At 31.5% G+C, this 25863-nt stretch carries 24 protein-coding genes and 1 tRNA gene; 15 read left to right on the forward strand and 10 right to left on the reverse strand.

The genetic code is table 11. The features are described 5' to 3' along the window. Positions 1 to 6: 6 nt before the first annotated feature. The 6 genes from WA327_RS12195 to WA327_RS12220 form a co-directional block, all read right to left on the reverse strand. A complete protein-coding gene (locus WA327_RS12195; protein WP_336070143.1) occupies positions 7 to 627 on the reverse strand; it encodes a hypothetical protein in 621 nt (206 codons plus the stop codon). A 94-nt stretch (positions 628 to 721) separates the two neighbouring features. Beyond that, positions 722 to 2614: a serine hydrolase domain-containing protein gene (locus tag WA327_RS12200; protein WP_336070144.1), complete on the reverse strand. Its 1893-nt coding sequence runs from the start codon at positions 2612 to 2614 to the stop codon at positions 722 to 724. A gap of 328 nt (positions 2615 to 2942) precedes the next feature. Further along, positions 2943 to 3218: a hypothetical protein gene (locus tag WA327_RS12205; RefSeq protein WP_336070146.1), complete on the reverse strand. Its 276-nt coding sequence runs from the start codon at positions 3216 to 3218 to the stop codon at positions 2943 to 2945. A gap of 77 nt (positions 3219 to 3295) precedes the next feature. Next, positions 3296 to 3877: a cyclic nucleotide-binding domain-containing protein gene (locus WA327_RS12210; protein WP_336070148.1), complete on the reverse strand. Its 582-nt coding sequence runs from the start codon at positions 3875 to 3877 to the stop codon at positions 3296 to 3298. A gap of 57 nt (positions 3878 to 3934) precedes the next feature. After that, positions 3935 to 5170, reverse strand: a complete 1236-nt coding sequence (locus tag WA327_RS12215) for a site-specific integrase (RefSeq protein ID WP_336070149.1) — start codon at positions 5168 to 5170, stop codon at positions 3935 to 3937. Between the two features lie 236 nt (positions 5171 to 5406). Then, a tRNA-Pro gene (locus WA327_RS12220) sits at positions 5407 to 5481 on the reverse strand. Between the two features lie 114 nt (positions 5482 to 5595). Between WA327_RS12220 and WA327_RS12225 the strand changes: the two genes are divergently transcribed. The 15 genes from WA327_RS12225 (at position 5596) to WA327_RS12295 (ending at position 21326) form a co-directional block, all read left to right on the forward strand. After that, positions 5596 to 6702, forward strand: coding sequence for a PQQ-dependent sugar dehydrogenase (locus WA327_RS12225; RefSeq protein ID WP_336070150.1), 1107 nt, complete (start codon positions 5596 to 5598; stop codon positions 6700 to 6702). Further along, entirely contained in the window at positions 6699 to 7112 is a 414-nt protein-coding gene (locus tag WA327_RS12230) for a cytochrome c (protein WP_336070152.1), read from the forward strand. The genes WA327_RS12225 and WA327_RS12230 overlap by 4 nt, the downstream gene beginning before the upstream one ends. Before the next feature lie 44 nt (positions 7113 to 7156). Next, the gene (gene udk, locus WA327_RS12235; RefSeq protein WP_336070153.1) at positions 7157 to 7765 is read left to right on the forward strand and encodes a uridine kinase; all 609 of its coding nucleotides are present in this window, start codon (positions 7157 to 7159) and stop codon (positions 7763 to 7765) included. After that, positions 7762 to 8061 (forward strand): septum formation initiator family protein, encoded by a 300-nt coding sequence (locus tag WA327_RS12240; RefSeq protein ID WP_336070154.1) that lies wholly within the window; start codon positions 7762 to 7764, stop codon positions 8059 to 8061. The genes udk and WA327_RS12240 overlap by 4 nt, the downstream gene beginning before the upstream one ends. Continuing rightward, positions 8054 to 9385 (forward strand): methylmalonyl-CoA mutase subunit beta, encoded by a 1332-nt coding sequence (locus tag WA327_RS12245; protein WP_336070156.1) that lies wholly within the window; start codon positions 8054 to 8056, stop codon positions 9383 to 9385. The genes WA327_RS12240 and WA327_RS12245 overlap by 8 nt, the downstream gene beginning before the upstream one ends. Before the next feature lie 18 nt (positions 9386 to 9403). Next, positions 9404 to 10117 (forward strand): hypothetical protein, encoded by a 714-nt coding sequence (locus WA327_RS12250; protein ID WP_336070158.1) that lies wholly within the window; start codon positions 9404 to 9406, stop codon positions 10115 to 10117. A 16-nt stretch (positions 10118 to 10133) separates the two neighbouring features. Further along, positions 10134 to 12257 carry a methylmalonyl-CoA mutase gene (scpA, locus tag WA327_RS12255; RefSeq protein WP_336070160.1) on the forward strand — a complete coding sequence of 708 codons (2124 nt, stop codon included), beginning with the start codon at positions 10134 to 10136 and terminating at the stop codon, positions 12255 to 12257. A 170-nt stretch (positions 12258 to 12427) separates the two neighbouring features. Beyond that, complete coding sequence (locus tag WA327_RS12260; protein WP_336070162.1) at positions 12428 to 15283, forward strand: insulinase family protein; 2856 nt, start codon at positions 12428 to 12430, stop codon at positions 15281 to 15283. Between the two features lie 135 nt (positions 15284 to 15418). Further along, entirely contained in the window at positions 15419 to 16183 is a 765-nt protein-coding gene (locus WA327_RS12265; RefSeq protein ID WP_336070164.1) for an AAA family ATPase, read from the forward strand. A 3-nt stretch (positions 16184 to 16186) separates the two neighbouring features. Beyond that, entirely contained in the window at positions 16187 to 17095 is a 909-nt protein-coding gene (locus WA327_RS12270) for a ParB/RepB/Spo0J family partition protein (RefSeq protein WP_336070166.1), read from the forward strand. Next, positions 17085 to 17729, forward strand: coding sequence for a DUF5683 domain-containing protein (locus WA327_RS12275; RefSeq protein WP_336070167.1), 645 nt, complete (start codon positions 17085 to 17087; stop codon positions 17727 to 17729). Before WA327_RS12270 ends, WA327_RS12275 begins: the two co-directional genes overlap by 11 nt. A 47-nt stretch (positions 17730 to 17776) precedes the next feature. Next, complete coding sequence (gene dapB, locus WA327_RS12280; protein ID WP_336070168.1) at positions 17777 to 18475, forward strand: 4-hydroxy-tetrahydrodipicolinate reductase; 699 nt, start codon at positions 17777 to 17779, stop codon at positions 18473 to 18475. A gap of 213 nt (positions 18476 to 18688) precedes the next feature. Then, positions 18689 to 20380, forward strand: a complete 1692-nt coding sequence (gene lepB / locus WA327_RS12285) for a signal peptidase I (protein ID WP_336070169.1) — start codon at positions 18689 to 18691, stop codon at positions 20378 to 20380. A gap of 21 nt (positions 20381 to 20401) precedes the next feature. Beyond that, positions 20402 to 21028: a WbqC family protein gene (locus WA327_RS12290; RefSeq protein WP_336070171.1), complete on the forward strand. Its 627-nt coding sequence runs from the start codon at positions 20402 to 20404 to the stop codon at positions 21026 to 21028. After that, positions 21021 to 21326, forward strand: a complete 306-nt coding sequence (locus tag WA327_RS12295; protein WP_336070172.1) for a DUF6122 family protein — start codon at positions 21021 to 21023, stop codon at positions 21324 to 21326. The genes WA327_RS12290 and WA327_RS12295 overlap by 8 nt, the downstream gene beginning before the upstream one ends. On the opposite strand, the gene WA327_RS12300 is transcribed toward WA327_RS12295, so the two are convergent. The 4 genes from WA327_RS12300 to mutL are packed head-to-tail and all read right to left on the reverse strand — an operon-like array spanning position 21327 to position 25861. Beyond that, the gene (locus tag WA327_RS12300; protein WP_336070174.1) at positions 21327 to 22349 is read right to left on the reverse strand and encodes an endonuclease/exonuclease/phosphatase family protein; all 1023 of its coding nucleotides are present in this window, start codon (positions 22347 to 22349) and stop codon (positions 21327 to 21329) included. A 26-nt stretch (positions 22350 to 22375) separates the two neighbouring features. Continuing rightward, a complete protein-coding gene (locus tag WA327_RS12305; RefSeq protein WP_336070176.1) occupies positions 22376 to 23233 on the reverse strand; it encodes a rhomboid family intramembrane serine protease in 858 nt (285 codons plus the stop codon). Beyond that, complete coding sequence (locus WA327_RS12310; protein WP_336070178.1) at positions 23234 to 23986, reverse strand: rhomboid family intramembrane serine protease; 753 nt, start codon at positions 23984 to 23986, stop codon at positions 23234 to 23236. Between the two features lie 3 nt (positions 23987 to 23989). Beyond that, on the reverse strand, positions 23990 to 25861 hold the full coding sequence (mutL, locus tag WA327_RS12315) for a DNA mismatch repair endonuclease MutL (protein WP_336070180.1): 1872 nt from the start codon (positions 25859 to 25861) through the stop codon (positions 23990 to 23992). Between the last annotated feature and the right edge of the window lie 2 nt (positions 25862 to 25863).

Below are 25863 nucleotides of genomic sequence, written 5' to 3' on the forward strand. Positions count from 1 at the left end.
TATATTTTAAAAATTAAAGCCAAAATGCAACCCTGGTTCGCCAAAGAAGAATTTAGAGTACTTTTCATCTTGAATTCTAAACGATTCAGGCATAGTGGTATGATATGGACGATGAGTGATTGCTAATGATGGTTCAATAAAAAACTTCCCTTTAAATAGTTTAATATGATAACCCAATCGATATGTATTAAAAATTTGAAAACCATTGTCAATATTGTTTCCCTTTTTATCTATAAAAGATTGCCAAGCATTCATTACATGTATGGCTGCGTAAAACCGTTTCCAAATAAATCTTTGATATGCGATTGCGAAACCTTTTTCCCTAATATAACCAGGGAAATTTTCTTTAGGATCTGATTTTAGTTTTCCATGAGGAATTCCAATTGGCTCAAAATACCTCCATGTTTTCAATTCTAACGAAACCACATCTTTTGTGGTGATTCGATAACCGAAATTTACCTGAAAGAATTCTGGAGTTTCATAAGAAGAGAGGTTCATTAACATAAAGGCAGAACTACTAATAAAACAAGGATTTGATTTTGTTTCTTCTAGGGTATACTGTGCAAATAACTTGCAAAAAGGAAAACACAAAATTGAAATGATTAAAGCAGTTGAATTAAGACGCATATTTTTAGATTAATAATATGCTAAAGTAATTTAGGTCACTTAAAAAATAGTTCACTTAAGTTAAGAAGTAACACTTGCCTGTTTTAAATAAAAATTAATAATTCCATAGCCTTATAGCGAACCAGCCATAGGTCACACAATAAAAGACAAGGTAAGAGATACTAAAAAACGTAATTATATATCCTATTTTAATAATAGACTTTTTTAAAGTTCCCCATTTTTTAAATAAACTAAAACCTCCTAAAACTAAAACTAAAGGATAAAATAATGTAAACGTAAAAATAGCTGCTGATGTTAAACTAATATTCCCTAAATTATCTAAATCATGATATGTAGAATTTGATAGATACAATATAACAGATGCTACAATCAACCAAAAAGGAAGAATGACTAAAAATGTTAAGTAAGATAATTTTTTAGCCTTGGTGTTAAAAAAAATAGATACTAGTTGAATTAAGAAAACAATAGTTAAAAAAATACCTGTTATTAAACTTAAAGCTAAAAAAAATAGATTACTATAATGAAAGAAAGGGGTAGTTTTAACTAAAGTGTCTTCGTTTAAGGATAATATTTTTTCACCATCAAATTCACATAAAAATATAGAGCGACCATGTTTATCTTGAAAATGATTTTCCTTTACCCATTCATAAACTTCGGTATTGCCGAGGAATCTTTTAACCAAGATATTTTGACCGCTTTTGGTTAATTTTAAAATGTGAGCAGGAGCATTTATAAAATGAATTAATTCATTATTACCATTTAACATTTTGTAACTGCCTGCCCATTCATCAATATTTATCAATTTGGTTTCTAAATCTTTTTGATTTGACTCAATAAGTGTATCATATTTAGCAAAATTATCAACAAGTAAGTTTAAAATTTTAGAGTTTGATGTTTGAAAAAGATTTCTTGAAACTGCTATTCCCAAGTTCAATTCTGGATTAAAAATAAAATCACTACTAAAACCATCAATGGATCCGTTATGCCCCTTGAAGTTTGATTTGTCAGCACCAAAATATCTATCATACATTCCTAGAGAATAACCTGAATTAATATTGTTGAAAATTTCAAATTCAGATTGAAGAGTTTGCATTTTAGCGATTAAACTAGAAGATATAATATTTAGAGAATCTTGCTTACTTTTATTTATAAAGAATTGTAGAAATTTAGCCATATCTCTTTGTGTACTTACTAAACCTCCTGCTGACTCGCCAATCATTTTAGGGTTACTAACATTTTCAACAACGTTTTTTCTTATTTGAAACCCCTGAATTATTTCGCTAGTATTAATCCGCGATAAATAGTCTGAATTGTGCATTTCAAGAGGGATTAAAATTTCATTTTTAATAAATTCTTGGTATGAAATGCCACTGATTTTTTCAATAATATATCCTAAAATAACATAACCTGGATTTGAATATGAATGCACTAATCCTGGTTGCCAATTTGATACATAAGAATTTTTAAAAGTTTTCACTTCATCAGAAGCATTCATTTTTAAATTCCGTTTTTGAATTAAACTTGAAATGTGAATATCATCAAATCCAGACCTATGTGTTAATAGATGTTTGATTTTAACTGGATGTGTACTTTCCCATTTGTTATCAAAATCTATTTCAGGAGCTATTTCATTTAAATGATCTTCTAAAGACAGTTTTTTTTCATCAACTAACTTTAAAATGGCCAACGCAGTAAATGTTTTTGAAATAGACCCTAAAGCAAACTTTTCATTTTCTGAAGAATTTGGAAAATCTAAATCAAATAAAACACTATCCTTTTTTACAACAGTTATAAATGCATTAGGAGTACGTGTTGATTTTAACAAAGTAAAAATACTATCTCTTATTTCTTCATTTGATAATTGGGGCAAATTGGCATTGGAATCATTTTGTTGAGCTTTTGAAGAAAAAATAAAGCAAAACAGTACTATAATGAAAAAGTGATACTTTTTTATAAAAATTTCTTTGTTAAAAAACATTGTTTTCATGTAATGATTTGTTTAATATGCTAATACAAATATGCTTTGCGATCAAGCATTATTCGACCGACTACGTGATGTCGTACTAAAAAAGCAGTTAGATTTAGCGTTTTAATAAGATAAAATCTATATTTATTAGATGTTAAAACAATTAACATTCAACAAAAAAGATTCCTTGAGTCAAGAAATAGAGCTAGTTTATTTTTAAGGTATAATAGAAAAATCACATACCAATCAATTCTTATGAAGGAATAAAAATTTTTTACAATCCTAATTATTGATTGCATGATAAAATAATCACTAATAATTTACTTAAGAAAAAAGCGAGTACTATCTTTTATTTTTTTGATTCAATTATTGTTTCAGTTTTTGTTTCTAACACTTCTTCAGATATTAAATTATGTTCTTCTTCTGTAATAATTTCTTTTGATTTCATGCTTTTTTTCACATTGGAAAGATTTTCTTCTTCTTCAATTGTTTCAAATGCCACTTCGTAAATAACCTCTTGGTTTTTTTCAGAATTTTCAAATATTACATTTGAAGACTTTACATCTGTTTCACATCCTAAAAGACATGTTGAAATAAAAATTATTAGAAAGACTTTAGTTTTCATGGTACATTAATTTTTAATTTGTACCAAATTAGTTCTAAATAACTGCGCTTACATTCACTTAAGTTAAGAAATGATATTTAGCTTTTATTTTTTTTGATAACTCTATTTCTTAATCTACTTAATGATTGTGGTTTAATGCCCAAAAAGCTTGCAAGTTGATATTGAGGAACCCGTTGAATTAAATCTGGCCTTTTCTCTATTAATATTAAATATCTTTGTTCGGGGCTTGATATTTTAAAACTATCAAAATCTATTTGCTGCTTTACTATTAACTCTTCAGAGAATTTATGGCACATAGTTTCAAATTTTGGAAACTTCTTTAAAATTTCGTCTTCTCTACTAGGGCTAGAAATAACAAGTAGTGAGTTTTCCGTACAAGATAAATTATATTCAGAAGGTTCTCCACTAATAATACAATGAGGAATGATATTATCCATTTCGGTGTAAAAACTTGTTGTTTTTTCTTCACCATTTATTGTGTAAAAAGATCTAACACATCCTTTTAGAACAAAAAAACTATTATTCATATATTGTCCTTGCTTTAATAGTATTGTGTTTTTTTTGACTGAATGAAAAATATCTAAAGAGAGTATCGCTTTTTTTTCCTCTTCATTTATAGAAATATATTTTGATATAAAATCAAATAATAAATTTTGCATTGTAAATTTTAATTTTAAAAGCTAAAATATAACATTCGCAACCTAAATTTATTCTTATTAAACATTCTTAACATTTTTGTAAGTATTCTTATCAACAAGTTTTCTCTTCAATAATTCCATATCCTCACTGATTTTCTTTTCAACCACTCTGGCGTAGATTTGGGTTGTTGATAGCTTGGTATGTCCTAAAAGCTTTGAAACGGTTTCGATAGGCACACCGTTGGATAATGTTACCGTTGTAGCAAATGTATGACGTGCAATGTGAAAGGTTAAGTGCTTTTCGATTTCTAATTTTTCAGCTACTTCTTTTATATATTGGTTCATTTTTTGGTTAGAATAAACTGGCAATAACTTTTGTGTTTGTACGCATCGAGGATTGTTCTTGTATTTTTCGAAAATTCTTAAAGCAGCATCTAAAAGCGGCACACGGACCTTGGTTGCTGTTTTCTCTCTTCGTGTGCTAATCCATTTGCTACCATCAATACCTAAAACAATATGTTCTTGAGTTAGTGAAAACACATCACAATACGCCAAACCTGTGTAACAGGAAAACACGAAAATATCCCTTGCAATTTTATGGGTTTGTTTCTCCAGAGTTGAAGTTTCTAAAGTGTTTAGCTCTTCTTCTGTTAGGTAATCTCGTTCCACTTTATCAAAATGCAATTGGTAATTAACAGCAGGGTCTTTTTCCAACCATTCCAATTTCATACCTAGTTTACAAAGCTTTTTAAAGCGCTCAATGTGCTTCATTAAACCATTGTTGTTGAGGTTTGGTAGTTTGTGTAAATACTGCTCAAAATCTATTACGAAAGCATAGTTAAGTTGTTTTAATTGAATATCATCAACTTTGTATATTTTCTTGACAAACTTTTTAAGATAGTTTTCAGTGGTTTTGTAGTTTTTGAGTGTTCCTGGTTTAAGAACCGTTTGCATTGTCTTGTTATGATAGCTTACCAACTGTAAAAGGGTTCTATGCTGTTCGTCTGTTCCCAAATAACGGGATTTAACTGTGGCTACAGTTATTAGTTTTCCTTCTTTTTGAAGTTCACTATAACTATCGTAAAGTTTGTTTCTAACTTGTTGGATGTAATTGTTTAAAGCTCGCGCTTCTGGGGTATTGCCTTTTACTTTGCCTTTGTTTTTGTCCCAGAGTTTTTGCGAAACATTTCGCTTTAAACTGATTTCGGAACGCTTACCATTAACAGTAATACGAACAAAAATTAAGGCATTGTCAGTCTTTTTGGAATTGAGGCGTGTAAAAAACGTTACGCCAAAAGTGGTTGAAGTTTTCATCTTGAAAGTGTTTTGGTTGAACAAAATGTTCGTAACACGAAAATCAAATCACTTTCAAAAAATTCTTATGTCTTGGTGAGCCTGTCTACTGACAAAGGTAAACTCACCGAATCACTCACCTATAAACTCACTTTTGTTTTAAGCGGGTTTGTTTTACAAAAATAGCCAAATCCTTTGTTTATAAGGTATTCGGCTATTTTTTGTGGGTTTTTAGTTTTTTTTAAAACCCTTAAATGTCGGGGTGGCAGGATTCGAACCTGCGACCTCCTGCTCCCAAAGCAGGCGCGATGACCGGGCTACGCTACACCCCGAAAAAGGGTCATCAAAACAAAACTTTTAATTTTGCAGGCTGCAAATATAGTAGTTTTCATCTATTTAAAAACATTTTTTATTATTAAATTGTAAATTCATCTAAAAAAATAAAAATGAAACTCAAATTTACTCATTTTATAATCATACTTATAGCTTCTGTTTTTGCTTGCGCACAAGACAAAAACCCTGTAAACACAAAGCATTCTCATGAAGTTATTGTAAAAAACCTCAACAATCCTTGGGGATTTACTTTTCTTCCTGATGGATCAATGTTGATTAATGAGAAAGATGGTCGTATCATTCATTTTAAAAATAAAACAAAGACAGAAATTAAAAATCCGCCACAAGTATATTTAAGAGGTCAAGGTGGATTATTGGATATTGAGCTTCATCCTAATTACGAAAACAACGGTTGGATTTATTTTTCTTTTGCGTCTTCCGAAGGAGATGGCGAAGGCGGAAACACTTCAATAATGCGTGCAAAAATTAAAAACGACAGCTTAGTGGATAAAGAAATTTTGTACAAAGCAGTACCAAATACAACTAAAGGGCAACATTTTGGATCAAGAATTGTTTTTAAAGATGGTTATTTGTTTTTTAGCATTGGTGAACGTGGAGAAAGAGACATCAATCCGCAAGACTTAACTAGAGATGGCGGTAAAATTTATAGGTTAAATGACGACGGAAGTATTCCAAAAGACAATCCTTTTGTAGAAACTAAAAATGCTAAAACGGCTATTTGGTCTTATGGACATAGAAATCCTCAAGGCATGAAAATAAACCCTTTTACTAACGAGATTTGGTCGCACGAACATGGACCACGTGGCGGTGACGAGGTTAACATCGTTAAAAAAGGTACTAATTACGGTTGGCCAGTCATTACTTACGGTATCAACTATTCTGGGACAACAATTACAGACCAAACCAAAAAAGAAGGTATGGAACAACCACTACATTATTGGGATCCATCCATTGCTCCTTCTGGTATGGCTTTTATAAACAGCGATAAATATGGGGATTGGAAAGGCAGTTTATTAGTTGGCTCTCTTAAATTTCAATATTTAGATTTATGTTCTCTTAAAAACGGAAAAGTTGTTAAAGAACAGCGCCTTTTAGATGGTTTGGGTCGCGTAAGATCTGTAGAACAAGGTCCAGATGGATACATCTATGTTGGTATAGAAAATTTAGGTATTGTAAAATTAAAACAAGATAAAGAATGAAAAAATTAGGACTAATCTTAACCATTTCAATATTAATAATAAGTTGCAAATCTTCAGAAAAAAAAGCTAGTCCAGAACTAAAATCGTCTATTTCAGAAGGCGAAAAAGTCTATCAAAATTTCTGCATAAACTGTCATATGCCTAACGGCGAAGGTATTGAAGGCGCTTATCCGCCTTTAGCAAATTCTGATTACTTAGAAAACAATCTAAAAGCAAGTATTATTGGAATTAAAAATGGAATGAAAGGTGAAATTACCGTAAACGGAAAAACCTACAATAACATTATGACTCCGATGGGTTTAAGCAATCAAGAAGTAGCAGATGTAACTAATTATATTTCAAATAGCTGGGGAAACAAAAAAGATACTTTAATAACAGCGAAAGAAGTTTCAAAAATACTACCCAAATAAGACTGTAAATTCTTAAATTTGAAGCACAAAATTAAAAACTCAAAATGCTAATTATAGGAATTGCTGGCGGTACAGGTTGCGGTAAAACAACAGTTGTAAATCAAATATTAAACGAATTACCAGAAGGCGAAGTTGGTGTAATCTCACAAGATTCTTACTACAAAGACACAACTCACCTTTCTTTTGACGAGCGTGTAAAAATCAATTTTGATCATCCACGATCGATAGATTTTGAACTTTTAGAACAACATCTAAAAGAATTAAAAAAAGGTAAATCTATAGATCAGCCTGTGTATTCGTTCATAAAACACAATCGTACAGGAGATGTTATTGTAACAAAACCCAGAAAAGTAATGATTGTAGAAGGAATTCTAATCCTTTCACATCCAGAAATCAGAGATCTTTTTGATATTAAAATATTTGTACACGCAGATAGTGACGAGCGTTTAATAAGACGTCTAAAAAGAGATATAAAAGACCGTGGTCGTGATATTGACGAGGTTTTAACACGTTACCAAAATACCTTAAAACCAATGCACCAACAGTTTATAGAACCAATGAAAGAGTATGCAGATATTATCATACCTAACAACAAATACAACACGGTTGCAATAGACATTGTAAAAACCATAATTAACGAGCGTTTAAATTGAAGTATTTAAAAAACATATACATTTTAATACTTGTTGTCTTTGTGATTTGGATGGTATTTTTTGATACTAATTCATTAATTATACATAGTCAATACAATTCTGAAATTGACGATTTAGAAGCCGAAAAAGAATACTATAAAAAAGAAATTGAAAAAGATCAAGAAGCCATAGATGAATTGAGTCGCGAAGAAGGCATAGAAACCTTTGCACGCGAGCAATACTATATGAAGAAAGATAATGAAGACATTTATATAATAGAATATCAAGACAGCCTAAAGACCAAAGAAGATGAGTAAACAACTATTTTCAGATTTTGAACCAGTATCTGCAAAAGCTTGGAAACAGAAAATACAAGTAGACCTAAAAGGTGCAGACTATAACGACACTTTAGTCTGGCAAACTAATGAGGGCATAAATGTAAAACCTTTTTACCATCAAGATACTTTAGAAAACACTTTAGAAGTTGCTCCTCAAACATGGTCTGTTGGTCAAATTATTTTTGCTCAAAATGCTGATGCAGCCAATAAAAAAGCAGTAAATGCAATTGAAAAAGGAGCAGAAACTATAAAATTTGTTGTTCCTAATAACGAAATTGAAATTTCAGAATTAACTAAAAATATTAATTTAGAAACAACTAATATTCAACTAGAACTGTTGTTTTTAGACACAGATTGGATTTCAAAAGTAGATCAAAATATTAGTGTTCAAGTAGATCCAATTCATCATTTAGTAAAAACAGGTAACTGGTTTTCTAATTTAGAAAAAGATACTGAAGCTATTAAAAAAACAGTAGCTACAACAGGTTGCCTAACTATAGACGCCACAACATATCAAAATGCAGGCGCTAATAACACGCAACAGTTGGCTTATACTATTTTACATGCTAATGAATACTTTAATATTGTAGATACTTCAGCAGTAAAAAAGGTGATTTTTAATGTTGCTGTTGGCACAAATTATTTCTTTGAAATTGCAAAATTAAGAGCGCTTAGAGCATTATTTGATAGCCTAATTTCAGAATATAATATTTCTGTTGAATGTGTTATAAACGCCATTCCTTCAAAAAGAAATAAAACGATTTACGATTACAACACAAATATGCTACGCACAACAACCGAGTGTATGAGTGCAATACTTGGCGGTGCTAACACAGTATTTAACTTACCTTACGACGCTATTTACCACAAAGACAATGCTTTTGGAGAACGTATTGCCAGAAACCAGTTGTTAGTATTAAAAAATGAAAGTTATTTTGATGCTGTAAATAACCCTTCAGATGGTAGTTATTACATAGAAAGTTTAACCAATCAACTTGCAGAAAATAGTCTTGAACTTTTTAAAGACATTGAAGCTAACGGCGGATTGTTAAAACAATTAAAAGAAGGCACTATTCAGAAAAAAATAAAAGAAAGTGCTACAAAAGAACAAACGCAATTTGATGAGCAAAAAATCATTCTTTTAGGAACCAACAAACATCCTAATAAAGAAGATAAAATGAAAAACGATTTAGAGCTTTATCCTTTTGTAAAAACTAATCCTGTCAAGACGTTAATAGAACCTATTATTGAAAAACGTCTATCAGAACAAATAGAACAAAAACGATTAAAAACCGAAGAATAAACTATAAAAATTAAAAAAATGAACTCACGTATTTTAAAAACTGTATTTCTATTTTTTATCGCATTAAACTTTAGCTGTAAACAAAACAAATCAGAAGCTACTTTAGCTGAGTATAAGTACGCAGATCAACCAGAAACGATTAGCTGTGATCCTGCAATTGATAAGCTAATGAAAGAAGCTTTATATAGTTTTGAAAACGATATGCTTAATCAATATGATCCTAACGGAAAGAATAAACTTAGAGCCTATCGTACCTTTGTTAATAAAGCTGTCGCAAACCGTGTAGACGTAGCCAATATGATGTCTAAACATACAAAAGCTGTTTTTGACGTTTTAAAAACAAAAACAGAACTTTGGGATGGCACAACATTAAACTATAATAGTGATTTAGTTAAATGCTTATCTAATAACATACAAGACAAAAACCTAAAAACCACCTTTGATGCATTAGTAAGCACTAACAGTATGAACCAACAATTATTTGGACCTGCATTAAGAAGTAACACGTCTTACACAAGAGACATATATTTACAAACTTTTTTAGCTTTAGATTATTATTACGCAAAAATGTTAGTATTAGACTTTGCTCAAATAGATTTAGAAGCTAACGAAGCAAAGCAGCAAACCAACAGTAAAATAGATTTCAATAAAAAACCGCAATTGGCTCCTAAAAGAGACTTACAATCTTTCAAAACCTCAAAACCAGATGATCACGCTGGCCACAATCATTAATTGAAAAACATTCTGTATGTCAAGAAAAAATCTTCAGCATATAACGCTAAAAATCAAAGACAGTAAAGAAGCCAATCAAAAGGTTTCAACTTTTAATACTGCGGAAGATATTCCTGTAAAATCAACGTATTCTAAATCAGATATTGAAAATTTAGAACATCTAAATTTTGTTGCAGGAATTGCTCCAAACCTTCGCGGACCATACAGTACTATGTACGTTCGCAGACCTTGGACCATACGTCAATATGCAGGTTTTAGTACAGCTGAAGAAAGTAACGCCTTTTACAGAAGAAACCTCGAAGCTGGTCAAAAAGGACTTTCAGTTGCTTTTGATTTGGCAACACATCGTGGTTATGATTCTGATCACGAACGTGTCGTTGGAGACGTTGGCAAAGCTGGTGTAGCTATTGATAGCGTTGAAGATATGAAGGTTTTATTTGACCAAATTCCGTTAGATAAAATGTCAGTTTCAATGACTATGAATGGTGCTGTGTTACCAATTATGGCATTTTACATTGTCGCTGCTGAAGAACAAGGCGTAAAACCTGAACAGCTAGCAGGAACTATTCAAAATGATATTTTAAAGGAATTTATGGTGCGTAATACTTACATCTATCCACCAACGCCTTCCATGAAAATCATTTCAGATATTTTTGAATATACTAGCCAGAACATGCCAAAGTTCAACAGTATTAGTATTTCTGGTTACCACATGCAAGAAGCTGGCGCAACTTGTGATATCGAATTAGCATATACACTTGCAGATGGATTAGAATATATTAGAAAAGGATTAGATGCAGGAATGGATATAGATACTTTTGCTCCAAGATTATCCTTCTTCTGGGCTATTGGTATGAATCATTTTATGGAAATTGCTAAAATGAGAGCTGCAAGAATGCTTTGGGCTAAATTGGTGAAACAATTCAACCCTAAAAACGCTAAATCTTTAGCATTACGTACACATTGTCAAACAAGTGGTTGGAGTCTTACAGAGCAAGATCCATTTAATAACGTAGCAAGAACAACTATTGAAGCTGCTGCTGCTGCTTTTGGTGGCACACAGAGTTTGCATACCAATGCATTAGACGAAGCGATTGCATTACCAACAGATTTTTCGGCAAGAATTGCACGTAACACGCAGATTTTCTTACAAGAAGAAACACATATCACTAAAACTGTAGATCCTTGGGCAGGTAGTTATTATGTTGAAAAACTAACTCATGATATTGCCGAAAAAGCTTGGGATTTAATACAAGAAGTAGAAGATCTTGGCGGAATGACTAAAGCAATAGAAGCTGGTATACCAAAACTTCGTATTGAAGAAGCTGCTGCGCGTAAACAAGCAAGAATAGATTCTGGTCAAGACATAATAGTTGGAGTAAACAAATACCAATTAGAACAAGAAGATCCTTTACATATTTTAGAAGTAGATAACCAAACGGTAAGACTACAACAAATAGAAAGCATTAATAAAATTAAAGCAACTCGTAATACTGAAAACGTAAAAAAAGCTTTAGAAAATTTAACCAATGCTGCAAAAACAGGTCAAGAAAATTTATTAGCTTTAGCAGTAATAGCAGCAAAACAACGTGCTACTTTAGGAGAAATTAGTGATGCTTTAGAAACTGTATTTGGACGTTATAAAGCAAATATAAAATCATTTTCAGGTGTGTATAGCAAAGAGATAAAAGACGATAGTAGCTTTAAAAAAGCAAGAGAACTAGCAGATACATTTGCTGAGCAAGAAGGCAGAAGACCTCGTATTATGATTGCAAAAATGGGACAAGATGGTCATGATCGTGGAGCAAAAGTAGTTGCTACTGGTTATGCAGATGTAGGTTTTGATGTAGATATTGGACCATTATTTCAAACACCTCAAGAAGCGGCAAAACAAGCAGTAGAAAATGATGTACATATTTTAGGTGTATCAAGTTTGGCTGCAGGACATAAAACTTTAGTTCCGCAAGTTATCGAAGAGCTTAAAAAATATGGTCGCGAAGATATTATGGTCATTGTTGGTGGTGTTATCCCTAAACAAGATTATCAATATTTATTTGATGCAGGTGCTGTCGCCGTTTTTGGACCAGGAACAAAAATTAGCGATGCTGCTATTAAGATTTTAGAAATTTTGATAGATTAATTATAAAAAGAGCCACTAAAAAAGTGGCTCTTTTTTTTATAATAATTTAAAATTCTTCTCGTTTGATTATTGAATAAATTTTCATTTTAACATAAATTTCAATATTTAATTAAACTTAAATTATACTTTTATAAACATTCCTTACTAATTATTAATTAAAACAACCAGAAATGAAAAAATCACTATCAATTTTTACAATGGTGTTGTTTGTATTAACAGGTACTATTAAATTAAATGGGCAAACTGTTACTAAAACATCACTTAAAACAAATCAAACTTCAACATTTAATTCCGCAGAAAAAATCCCTTTCAATCCAGAAGTAAAAAAAGGAGTTTTAAGTAATGGATTAACTTATTATATTAAAAACAATGGTAAACCTGAAAACAAAGTAGAACTTAGACTTGTAGTTAAAGCTGGTTCTATTTTAGAAGACGAAGACCAAAGAGGTTTAGCTCATTTTATGGAGCACATGAACTTTAACGGAACCAAAAATTTCAAGAAAAATGAATTGGTAGACTATCTACAAAGTATAGGTGTAAAATTTGGTGCTCACTTAAACGCATACACCAGTTTTGACGAAACAGTTTACATGCTTCCAATACCAAGTGATAATCCTGAAAAATTAGAAAAAGGATTTCAAATATTAGAAGATTGGGCACATAACGCGCTATTAACAGAAAAAGATATTGATGAAGAAAGAGGTGTTGTTTTAGAAGAATTTAGATTGGGTCAAGGTGCAGATGAAAGAATGATGCAAAACTACCTACCAAAATTAATGTATGGTTCTAAATACGCAGAAAGATTACCTATTGGAACAAAAGAAAATCTTGAAAATTTTAACTACGAAAGCTTAAGACGCTATTATAAAGATTGGTACAGACCAGATTTAATGGCAGTTATAGCTGTTGGAGATATTGATGTAGAAACTTTAGAAAACAAAATCAAATCTCATTTTGGAGGAATAAAAAATCCAGACACACCAAAACCTAGAGAAGTTTTTTACGTTCCAAATCATGACGAAACTTTTGTAGCTATAGAGACCGACAAAGAAGCTTCATTTTCTCAAGTTAGAGTACTTTTTAAAGATGAAGGCAATAGCAAAGAAGATGAAACTTTAGACGAGTATAGACACTCTATTATAGAATCACTTTTCTCTCAAATGATTAATAATCGCTTAGACGAATTAAGAAATAGTGAAAATCCTCCATTTGTTTATGGGTACTCTTATCATGGAGGCACATGGGCAGACACTAAAGAAGCTTATCAATCTTTTGCAATGACTAGTCCTGATGGACAATTAAAGGCATTAAAAGTATTACTTGAAGAAAACGAAAGAGTAAAAAAATACGGTTTTGGACAAGGTGAATTTGAAAGAGCAAAAAAAGATTTAATCGCAAGATTAGAAAAATCTTTTAAAGACAAAGATAAAACCGAGTCTAACAGAGTTTTAGGAGAATACATAAGAAACTTTTTGGTTAACGAGCCTATGCCTGGTATAGAATGGGAATATAATTTCCATAAAGAACAATTACCAACAATAAAGCTTAATGAAGTAAATCAATTAATTTCTGACTATATAAAAGACACGAACAGAGTTGTAGTTTTAACAGGTCCTGATAAAGAAGATATTAAAAAAGTAACAGCAAAAGAAGTAAGAGATTTATTAGAAACCGTTAAAAACGAAAACATAAAACCTTACGAAGACAAAGAAGTAGCTTCTTCTTTAATTACAAATTTACCTCCAAAAGGTTCTATCGTAAAAGAAACACAAAATGGCAAATTAGGTACCACTACCCTAACCTTAAGTAACGGCACAACGGTTACTTACAAAAAAACAGACTTTAAAAACGATGAAATTTTATTTGACGGCTTCAGTTTTGGTGGTAGTTCTTTATATTCTGATGAAGATTACCTAGAAACAGTATTTGCTAATAATGGACTTACAGATGCTGGTGTTAACGGGTTTAGCAAAGTAGATTTAGGCAAAATGATGTCAGGAAAAATTGTAAGTGTAAGACCAAGAGTTGGTGGTATTACAGAAGAAATTTCAGGATCTTCAACGCCAAAAGACTTTGAAGAATTGTTTCAACTAACGCATTTATATTTCACCTCTTTAAATAAAGACGAAAAAGCTTTTGCTTCTTACATAAACAAACAAAAAGCCTTTATTGGCAATATGTTATCAAGTCCACAATTCTATTTTCAAGATCAATATTCAAAATTTGTATACGGTGCAAACCCAAGATATTCTGGTTTCCCAACGCCAGAAAAATTAGATCAAGCTAATTATGATTTAGCTTATCAAAAATATAAAGAACGTTTTGCAAACGCTGGAGATTTCAATTTTTACTTTGTAGGTAATATTGATGAGAACAAAATAAAGGAATACTCAGAAAAATATTTAGCTAACTTACCATCAACAGGTAAAGAAGAGACTTATAACACAACAGATTTTAGACCACTTAGTGGATCGCATACTAAAATTGTAGAAAAAGGTACAGACCCAAAAAGTTCTGTTAGAATCGTGTACCAAGGTGAAACAACTTATGACGCAAAAGAAGATTATGCATTAAGTAGTTTAGGTGAAATTTTAACCATAAAACTAATCGAAAAACTACGTGAAGAAGAAGGCGGAGTTTATGGTGTTGGAGCTAGAGGAAACATTAATAAAATTCCTTACGGATGGTACAGCTTTAGTATTAGTTTTCCTTGTGGACCAGAAAATGTAGAAAAGCTTAAAAACGCAGCTATTGCTGAAGTTGAAAAAATTGTAGCTAACGGACCTACAGAAGAGGATTTAGCCAAAGTAAAAGAAGCACAGTTATTAGAAAGAAAAGAAGATTTAAAAGAAAACAGATTCTGGTTAAGACTTCTTAAAAATGCAGATTATGAAGATAAAGACGCTAACAAAGTCTTAGAGTATGAAAATATGGTAAATAACCTTAGTAAAGCAGACATTCAAAATGTTGCTAAAAAGTATCTTACAAACGGTTATATTTTAGGTATTCATAACCCAGAAAAATAAACAAATTCAATATTAACAAAAAAGAGGTTGCAAAGTTAAATTTGCTACCTCTTTTTTTTATTTATGTTATCAACAAAGGTTTTTATTCCTCATAAATAATTGTATTTTTACGCTTACAAAAAACCAAATTGATTAATGGGTAAAATTATAGCAATTGCCAATCAAAAAGGTGGTGTTGGTAAGACAACTACCTCTGTAAACTTAGCTGCATCTTTAGGTGTTTTAGAAAAAAAAGTATTGCTTATAGACGCAGATCCACAGGCTAATGCAACTTCTGGGCTAGGTATTGATGTAGAATCTGTAGAGATAGGAACCTATCAACTTTTAGAGCATACAAATACTGCTATAGAAGCTGCAATACCTACAGAAACTCCAAACTTAGATATAATACCAGCTCATATTGACCTTGTTGCTATCGAAATTGAATTAGTAGATAAAGATCAGCGTGAATATATGCTTAAGAAAGCTCTTGAAGAGATAAAGGACCAATATGATTATATACTAATAGATTGCGCTCCTTCTTTAGGACTATTAACCCTTAATGCGCTAACTGCTGCAAATGCAGTAATTATTCCAATTCAGTGCGAATATTTTGCACTAGAAGGTTTAGGAAAATTATTAAACACTATTAAAAGTGTACAGAAAATACATAACAAAAATCTAGACATAGAAGGTTTATTGTTAACCATGTACGATTCGCGTTTAAGACTATCTAATCAAGTCGTAGACGAAGTTCAAAAACACTTTAATGATATGGTATTTAGTACCATCATACAGAGAAACGTTAAACTAAGTGAAGCGCCAAGTTATGGCGAAAACATCATTAATTACGATGCATCAAGTAAAGGTGCTAGCAATTACTTAAGTTTGGCTAAAGAAATTATTACAAAAAACTCCTAATTTATGGCGAAAGCAACTAAGAAACAGGCTTTAGGACGCGGACTTTCAGCATTATTGAAAGATCCAGAAAACGATATACAATCTGCAAAAGACAAAAACGCAGACAAAGTTATAGGTAATATTGTCGAGTTAGAATTAGATCAAATTGAAATGAACCCATTTCAACCACGTACTAATTTTAACGAAGAATCGCTGCGCGAACTAGCCTCGTCTATTAGAGAATTAGGTGTTATCCAACCAATTACAGTTAGAAAATTAGGTTTTGAAAAATACCAATTAGTCTCTGGTGAAAGACGTTTTAGAGCTTCAAAATTAGTTGGCTTAGAAACCGTTCCTGCGTACATAAGAATAGCTAACGATCAAGAAAGTCTAGAAATGGCATTGGTAGAAAACATCCAACGCCAGGACTTAGACCCAATAGAAATTGCTTTATCCTATCAACGTTTAATAGACGAAATTAACCTTACACAAGAACAAATGAGTGAACGTGTAGGAAAAAAACGAAGCACCATTGCTAATTACTTACGTCTTTTAAAGTTAGATCCGATTATCCAAACAGGTATGCGTGATGGATTTTTATCTATGGGACATGGTCGTGCTATTATAAATATTGAAGACCAAAACACGCAACTTGAAATCTATGAAAAGATTTTAAGCGATAAACTTTCTGTTAGACAAACCGAAAATTTAGTTCGTAACTATAACCAAACTAGCGAGGTAAAAGTCCCTACAAAACCTACAAAAGAAGAATTACCAAAATATGTTAAAAAGGGCATAGCTGCTTTTTCAGAATACTTTGGGCATAAAATTGACGTTAAAGTCTCTAGCAATGGTAAAGGAAAAATTACAATTCCATTCCATTCAGAAGAAGATTTTAATCGTATAAAAAAGCTAGTCCAAGGTGATAAATAAGCGCTATATCCTTACACTTTTTTGTGTTATTTGTTGCTGTTTTCTACAAGCACAAGAAGACAATAATAGTCAAGAAGCAGACACCTCTAAAACTGCTAAAAACCAATTACCAGATGGTTTAAAAGAAAAAGACGATGTTGTTTTAACAGACTCCAGCAAAATTAAAAAGGTAAAACTTCCTAGAGAATACGATCCTTTAGCGCCTTCTCGCGCAGCATTCTATTCTGCCATTTTACCTGGTTTAGGACAAGCTTATAATGGTAAATATTGGAAAGTACCAATAGTTGTTGGTGCTATTACAACAGGTATTTTATTTTACGACCATAATAACAAACAATACAATCGTGTAAGAGACGCTTATAAAAGAAGACTTGCTGGTTTTACCGATGATGAGTTTTATGGCAGACTTACAGATGATGGGTTAAGAGAAGCGCAAAAAACCTTCAGACGTAATAAAGAATTATCATTATTAATTACTTTTGGTTTGTACGCCTTAAACATTGTAGATGCTAACATAGATGCGCATTTATTACAATATAACATAAATGAAGATTTAAGTTTAAAACCTCATTATAAATTAAACGAAATAGATAATCAAGGTGATGTAGGTTTAACACTTAATTTTAAATTTTAACTTCAGAAAATATTGAAGCAATCGTGCTTCTTTCAAATATATAAACGATGAAAATTGCATTATTAGGTTATGGTAGAATGGGTCAAGCTATTGAACAAATTGCCATAAACCGTGGACATGATATTGTAATAAAAACTAGCAAAGATTCTGGTTACAATATTAAAGATGCAGATGTTGCTATAGATTTTAGCATTCCTAATGCTGCTTTTAATAACATTTCTAACTGTCTAAATAATAACGTTCCTATAATTTCAGGTACTACAGGTTGGTTAGATAAATATAACGACGCTGTTTCGCTTTGCAAAAAAAATAAAGGCGCATTTATATATGCTTCAAACTTTAGTTTAGGCGTAAACATTTTTTTTGAGCTAAATGAAATATTAGCAAAAATGATGACTAAGCTTGAAGATTATAAAGTTGATATAGAAGAAATTCATCATACAAAAAAACTAGATGCACCAAGTGGTACAGCTATAACTTTAGCAGAAGGCGTAATAAAAAACCACAGTCAATATTCTAATTGGAAATTAGATGAAAGTACAGAAAACACACTACCAATAACTGCAAAACGTATTCCTGATGTACCTGGAACACATATTATTACTTACAAAAGCGCTATTGACACCATAAAAATTGAACACGAGGCGCACAGCAGACAAGGTTTTGCTTTAGGTGCTGTGATTGCTGCCGAGTGGATTATTGGGAAAACAGGTGTTTTTACTATGAAAGATGTGCTTTCTCTATAATGATTAATGCAGAATGAATAATGACTAAAGATTTAAAAGAAAGAACAAAAAACTTTGCGATTAGACACTTTAAAAGTACTTTAGAAAAATGTAAATCTTTGTTAAAAGAGTCTGATGAACTAACAAGAATTTTTATTTCATCTAGAAAAACTGCAAATTTGAACATTAATACTAATCAATAATAATTAGACATTAGTCAATAAAACTAAAATTATGAGTGGAACTCAGTGGATTATATTTTTCTTTGTCATTCAACTTTTACATGGATTAGCAACTTGGAAATTATACGTTAAAGCAGGAAGAAAAGCGTGGGAAGCATTTGTGCCAGTTTACAATGCTGTTGTTTTAATGAAAATCATAAACAGACCTTGGTGGTGGACCATCCTTTTATTTTTACCAATTGTTAATCTAATTATATTCCCTGTAGTTTGGGTAGAAACTGCTAGAAGTTTTGGTAAAAACAGTTCTCAAGATACTTTCCTAGCCATTATATCATTAGGGTTTTATAACTTCTATTTAAGTTACGGTGCAAAAGATTTAAAATACAGAGAAAATAGAAGTCTACATCCTTTAACCGAGCTTGGTGATTGGGTAAGTTCTATTTTATTTGCAGTTGTTGCTGCTACAATTGTTCACACTTATTTTATTCAACCTTTTGTAATTCCAACTTCTTCTTTAGAAAAAACTTTATTGGTTGGTGATTTCTTATTTGTTAGTAAAGTAAATTATGGCGCGCGTACACCACAAACTACAGTTGCTGTTCCAATGATACATGATGCTGTACCAGGGACAACAATTCCTTCATACATTAAAAAACCACAATTACCATATTTTAGATTACCTGCTTTAGAAGAAATAGAGCATAATGATATTGTCGTTTTTAACTGGCCAGTAGATACATTGGTAGATATTAATAATCCTTACGGAGAAGTTAGATACAAACCTGTAGATAAAAAGACTAATTACGTAAAACGCTGTGTTGGCTTACCTGGCGACTCTTTATCTATAAAAGAAGGTTACGTATACATTAACGGAAAGAAAAATGAATTACCTGACAGAGCTAAACTTCAGTTTTTCTATACGGTAATATTAAAGAATAATGTCTCTCAAGAGTTTTTAGATCAGTACGGTATTACAGAATACACAAGAATATTTCAACTTAAAAAATCAATTTTTGAGAACGAAAAAATTCAACAATACATCAAAGCAAACGGAATTAACTTAACTGTTGTTTCAGATGATGGTGATATGGTTGCTTTTAAAGGTAATGTGTCTCAAGAAATGTACGATAAATTAAAAGTAGGTTTTTCAGATAAAGCTTTAAATATCAACTTAACAGAAGATTTAGCTGCAAAAATAAAGAGCAATCCTAATGTTATTTCACTAAAGAAGGATTTATCTACAGAACCAGAAAATGATATTTTCCCTCGTTCTCCAGAATATAGTTGGAATAAAGATGAATTTGGCCCAATTTACATCCCAGAAGCAGGAAAGACAGTCGACTTAAATCTAGAGGTTTTACCGCTTTACAAACGCATAATTACTGCTTACGAAGGAAACACTGTTGATGTAAAAGGCAATCAAATTTTAATTAATGGTGAAGTTGCTAACACATACACTTTTAAGCAAGATTACTATTGGATGATGGGTGACAACAGACACAATAGTCAGGATGCAAGAATGTGGGGATATGTACCATTTGATCACGTAGTTGGAAAACCAGTTTTTGTTTGGATGAGTTGGGATAGCAACGGTAAAGGATTAGACAAAATACGTTGGAATAGACTATTTACTACCGTTGGTGGCGAAGGTAAACCAACATCATATTTCATTCCATTTTTAGTGGTATTAGCAGGTATTTTTGCGTTTAATAAATTTAGAAAACGTAAGAAGAAAACAGCTTAGTTTATTGATTTTTAAGTTAAAATGAAAGCACTTCTTCATCCTACATATTTCCCTAGTATTGCACAATGTGTTGCTATTGCTAAAGCTGAAGATTTAGTGTTTGAAAAACATGATAATTTCCAGAAGCAAACCTACCGCAACCGTACCTACATTTATGGTGCAAATGGAAAATTACAGTTAAGCATACCTATAATTCACAGCCATAAAAACAGACAATTATACAAGGATGTAAAAATTAGTAATACCGAAAAATGGCAACAAATACACTGGAAAAGTCTTGAAGCTGCTTATCGTACGTCACCTTTTTTTGAATATTATGAAGATGAATTTATTCCGCTTTTTGAAAAACGTCACGAGTTTATTTATGATTTCAATTTAAAATGTTTTGAAGTTGTTAGCGATTGCCTTCAATTAGATTTAGATATTAACTTTACTGAAAGTTATCAAACAGAACAAAAAGGACTCACAGACTTTAGACCACTTGTTAATGCAAGAAAAGAGCCTAATTTCAACTTTGAAAACTACAGACAAGTCTTTTTTGATAAATGTGGATATATAGATAATTTAAGTGTTTTAGACTTATTGTTCAATGAAGGTACAAATGCTTTAACTTATTTAGAAAATCAAGAATTACCAACGCATGTATAAACCAATTATACATTACGGAATTCATTTTATATTACCTTTAATAGTCGCGCTTTTTCTTTTTAAAAACCAATGGAAAAAAGCCTATATCATTATGATTTTAGGTATGCTAATCGATTTGGATCATTTACTAGCAACGCCTATTTTTTCACCTAATAGATGTAGCATTAATTTTCATCCGCTTCACTCCTATTATGTTATTGCTATATATTTTATCCTTTTAATTCCTAAAAAAACACGCTTGATTGGATTAGGATTAGTCATTCATATTTTAGCAGACACTGTAGATTGTTGGCTTTAATTATTCATTAAAGCTTAAGCGCGTCATAATTGGATAATGATCTGAATACTCTACATCAAAAGTTTTAAAACTATCTACTGTAAAGCTTGAATCTACAAGGATAAAATCGATCCGTAGCGGAAAAAACTTGAAATTATAAGTACGTCCAAAGCCATTTCCTTGTTCTTTAAAAGCATCTTGTAAATCGCCTTTAACTTGACTATAAATATAGGAGAATGCAGAGTTATTAAAGTCTCCAGAGATGATCATTTTGTAAGGACAATTGGCTTTATGTTTTAAAAACAATTCGGCTTGTGTTTGTTGATGTTTAAAGGTTTCTCCTATGCCATTAAAAATCTTTTCACCTTCTTCCTGCGTTAAGTTTTCAGCATTGGTATTAAGTCGTAACGACTGAAAATGCACATTATAAACTCTTACAGTGTCATTACCTTTTACAATGTCTGCAAAAATGGCGTTGTTTGCCGTATTTGGGAAATTAACCGATCCTGAATTAACTATTGGATATTGCGAAAAAATAGCCTGACCATACTTTGTTTTTTTGCCTTCCAGTTTTTCAAATTTGTGTTTAAAAAAAGATAAATCTACAGATTGATGTGGATGAAACTCTTGTATACACAACACATCTGGTTGTTCTTTTTTTACAAAATTAGTAAGCTTCGTTTGAATGTCTTTTTCGGGTATCCAATCGTACAAGTTAAACAAACGCACGTTATAATTCATCACAGATAAACTACTATCTGTTACTTTTTCAGAATTTGAAAACTTATAAAAAGATCCAAATAAAAAGTAACCAATTGCTATTACAAATAATGAAAGTATAAGCTGTTTTTTAACCTTAAACAACCAATACACAAAAAATAAAACGTTTAATAAAATTAAAAAAGGAACACCTAAACTTAGCACAGAAAGTGTTGCAAAGGTTTTTGGTGGTACATGTGGTAAAACATAAGATAGTAACAGTAAAAATGCCACAATAGAATTGAGGAAAAAAACGACTTTTTCAAAAAATTTTAAATTTTTCATATCATGATTTCCTGTTATAATAGCTTTTATTTTCCTGCTCTAAAAAGAAAATCTTTCTCTTCTTTGGTCAGACTATCATAACCACTTTTACTTATTTTATCTAAAATAGAATCTACTTTTTTTTGTGTGTTTAGCTCGTTAAATTCCTTTTTATCATAACCAGCCACTTTACTTTTTCTTTTATGAACGGTTTTTAAGTTTGATTTATTATTGGGCTTAAACCAACTAGCGATACTATCTATAAAACGACCAAAACCAGCACCAATATCATTACCTTTTTCTAGTTGTTTAGCATAAATAAAACCTAATAAAGCGCCACCTAAATGTGCTAGACTTCCGCCTGCATTATATCCAAACAAACCTATAATATCAAAAACTACAAATGCAGCAGCTATCCACCATAATTTTAAATTGAAAGTAAAAAATCTAATATCCTTATCTGGCATATATGCACTTATAAAAATCAATAATGCACTAACACCACCAGAAGCTCCAATTAGATAAGCATTTCCTGTAAAAAAATTAGAAAAAACATTATAGCCAAATAAAAAGGCTAAACCACCAACAATTATTCCTAAAAAATAAATGTTAAGTGCCATTTTAGGACTGAATAAGTTCATAAATATTCGTCCTAAAAGATATAACCAAAGCATATTAAAAATCATATGAAATAAACCAAAATGCACAAATCCATAAGTAAAGATTGTCCATGGTTTATATAATACATCATAAAAATCGCTTTGTAGTCTTAACCATTTAAAAACACCAGGAGCAATAGGATTTAAGATTAATGCTAACAAAAAGACAATCACATTAATGACTATAACTTTTTCTAGCACATTAAGCCTAGCGTATTTATATTTTAATTGATCTATTTGACTCATTTATCTATCCCAACGGTTTTGATTGAATTGGTTTTTCTTCCAATACCACATAATAAAAAAGCCAACTAAAGCACCACCAACATGCGCTAAATATGCTGTATTACTTGGACTAAAAAATGATTGACCTGTTACTGCAGATATCACATCTAAAATAATTATTCCAGGTATAAAGTATTTTGCTTTTATAGGAATTGGTAAGAAAATCATCATTAATTCAGCGTTTGGATTCATCATACCAAAAGCAGCTAAAATTCCCATTATACAACCTGATGCTCCAACCATTGTACTGTTGTAAGAGCCATAAACCGTTTGAAGCGCAGGTATTAAATCACTAGATGTTCCACTTAAAACCTTATTTGTTTTCATCATTTCTACAATTTGATCTGGAGATAACCCAGAAGCTATCAACTCATCATATGCTGGTAAATAAGTAAAATAGTAACCTGCTAACTGAAACAACGCAGCTCCTAAACCAGCAGAGAAATAGATAAACAAAAATTTATTTCTTCCTAAACGATATTCTACAGGAGAACCAAACATCCACAACGCAAACATGTTAAAAAAGAGATGTCCAATACCACCATGCATGAACATATGCGTAACTATTTGCCAAGGTTTAAAGCTATCACTTGCAGGAAAATGAAGTGCAAACCACTCATAAAATGTTTCTCCGCCACCAACAGTTAGTGTCCCAACAAACATAATTACATTAATAATTATAAGGTGTTTTACGGTATCTGAAATTCTCATCATAGCTTACATAAATTTCTTTTCAAGTTCATCTACAGTCATCGTAATAAACGTCGTTTTATTGGTCGGTGACACACTTGGTTCTTTACAAGCAAACAACCTGTTTACTAAGTGTTCTTGCTCTATATTTGTTAGGGTTTGTCCAGTTTTTATTGCTAAACTTTTTGCCATAGATTTTGCTAATAAATCTGCTGCCGAAAAGTGACTATCTGGCACTTCATTTTCTACATCACTTATTAGCTGCTCTAAGATTATAGAGACTTCGCTTTCTGGTACATTTACAGGCACACCAGTAATCACTACAATTTCATCTTTAACATGCGTAAAGACAAATCCTGTAGCTTCTAAATCTTCTTGTAATTGTTGAATTAATTGAATTTCTTGCTTAGAAAAATGTAATTCTAACGGAAATAATAGCTGCTGACTTACGCCTTCTTTTACAGTAATATTTTGAAGATATTCTTCATACAATACACGCTGATGTGCACGATGTTGATCTATAACCAACATACCAGATTTTATAGTACTAATAATAAATTTATTGTTAAGCTGATACGTGGTTTGCTTATGCTCTACTTCATTTTCGTTGTCAAAAATTGAAGCGGTTTCTGGTTCGCTTTCAAAAGTTACTTCGCTAAAATTTGAAGCCGATTGATTGCCTTTAGATTCTAATCCAACATACAAACTTTCCCAAGATGTTCCTCTATCTTTTTTAAATGAAGGCGATCCTGAAAATGAGGATACAGATGAAGACGACTTGCTAGTAACAACCTCATCTTTAAACGGATTAAAACTACTATCTACCTCTACTGAAGGTGCAGATTTTTGTTGATAATTATAAGGCGTATCTAAATTGGCATCGCGTTCAAAGTCTAAAACTGGTGCAATATTAAACTGTCCCAAACTATGCTTTACTGCCGATCTTAAAATGGCATACAATGTATGCTCGTCGTCAAATTTAATCTCAGTTTTTGTTGGGTGAATATTAATATCTATGGTTTGCGGATTTACAGTTAAGTTTAAAAAATAACTTGGTTGCGCACCATCTTTAAGCAAACCTTCAAACGCTGAATTTATAGCATGATTTAAATAAGCGCTTTTAATAAAACGATTATTTACAAAGAAAAACTGCTCGTTACGACTTTTCTTGGCAAATTCTGGTTTACCAACAAATCCAGAAATGGTCAGTACCTCTGTAGCTTCTTCTACGGGCACTAATTTTTCGTTGGTTTTAGTCCCAAAAATATTAACTATACGCTGCCTATAATTGCTTTCTGGAAGATTAAATGTTTCGCTTCCGTTATGAAACATAGAAAATGTTATGCTTGGATGTGCTAATGCCACACGATGAAACTCGTCTATCACATGACGTAATTCGACAGCATTAGATTTTAAGAAATTTCGTCTTGCTGGAATATTAAAAAATAAGTTTTTTACAGCTAACGACGTTCCTTTTGGTGTTACGACTACATCTTGACTTTTAACTTCACTACCTTCAATTTCTATGCAAGTACCAAGCTCGTCATCCTCTTGCTTTGTTTTTAACTCAACATGAGCAATTGCAGCGATACTGGCTAAAGCTTCACCACGAAATCCTTTAGTATTTAATTGAAATAAGTCTTCTGCATTTCGGATTTTTGATGTAGCATGACGCTCAAAACTTAATCTAGCGTCGGTTGCACTCATACCTTTTCCGTTATCGATAACTTGTATTAATGTTTTACCAGCATCTTTTACAATTAGTTTAATTGTAGTTGCTTCGGCATCAATTGCGTTTTCTAAAAGCTCTTTTACGACAGATGCAGGACGTTGTACTACTTCTCCTGCAGCAATTTGATTAGCAACATGATCTGGTAATAATTGAATAATATCTGCCATAT

This window comes from Mesoflavibacter sp. CH_XMU1404-2, from assembly GCF_037029465.1.
Classification (GTDB): Bacteria; Bacteroidota; Bacteroidia; order Flavobacteriales; family Flavobacteriaceae; genus Mesoflavibacter.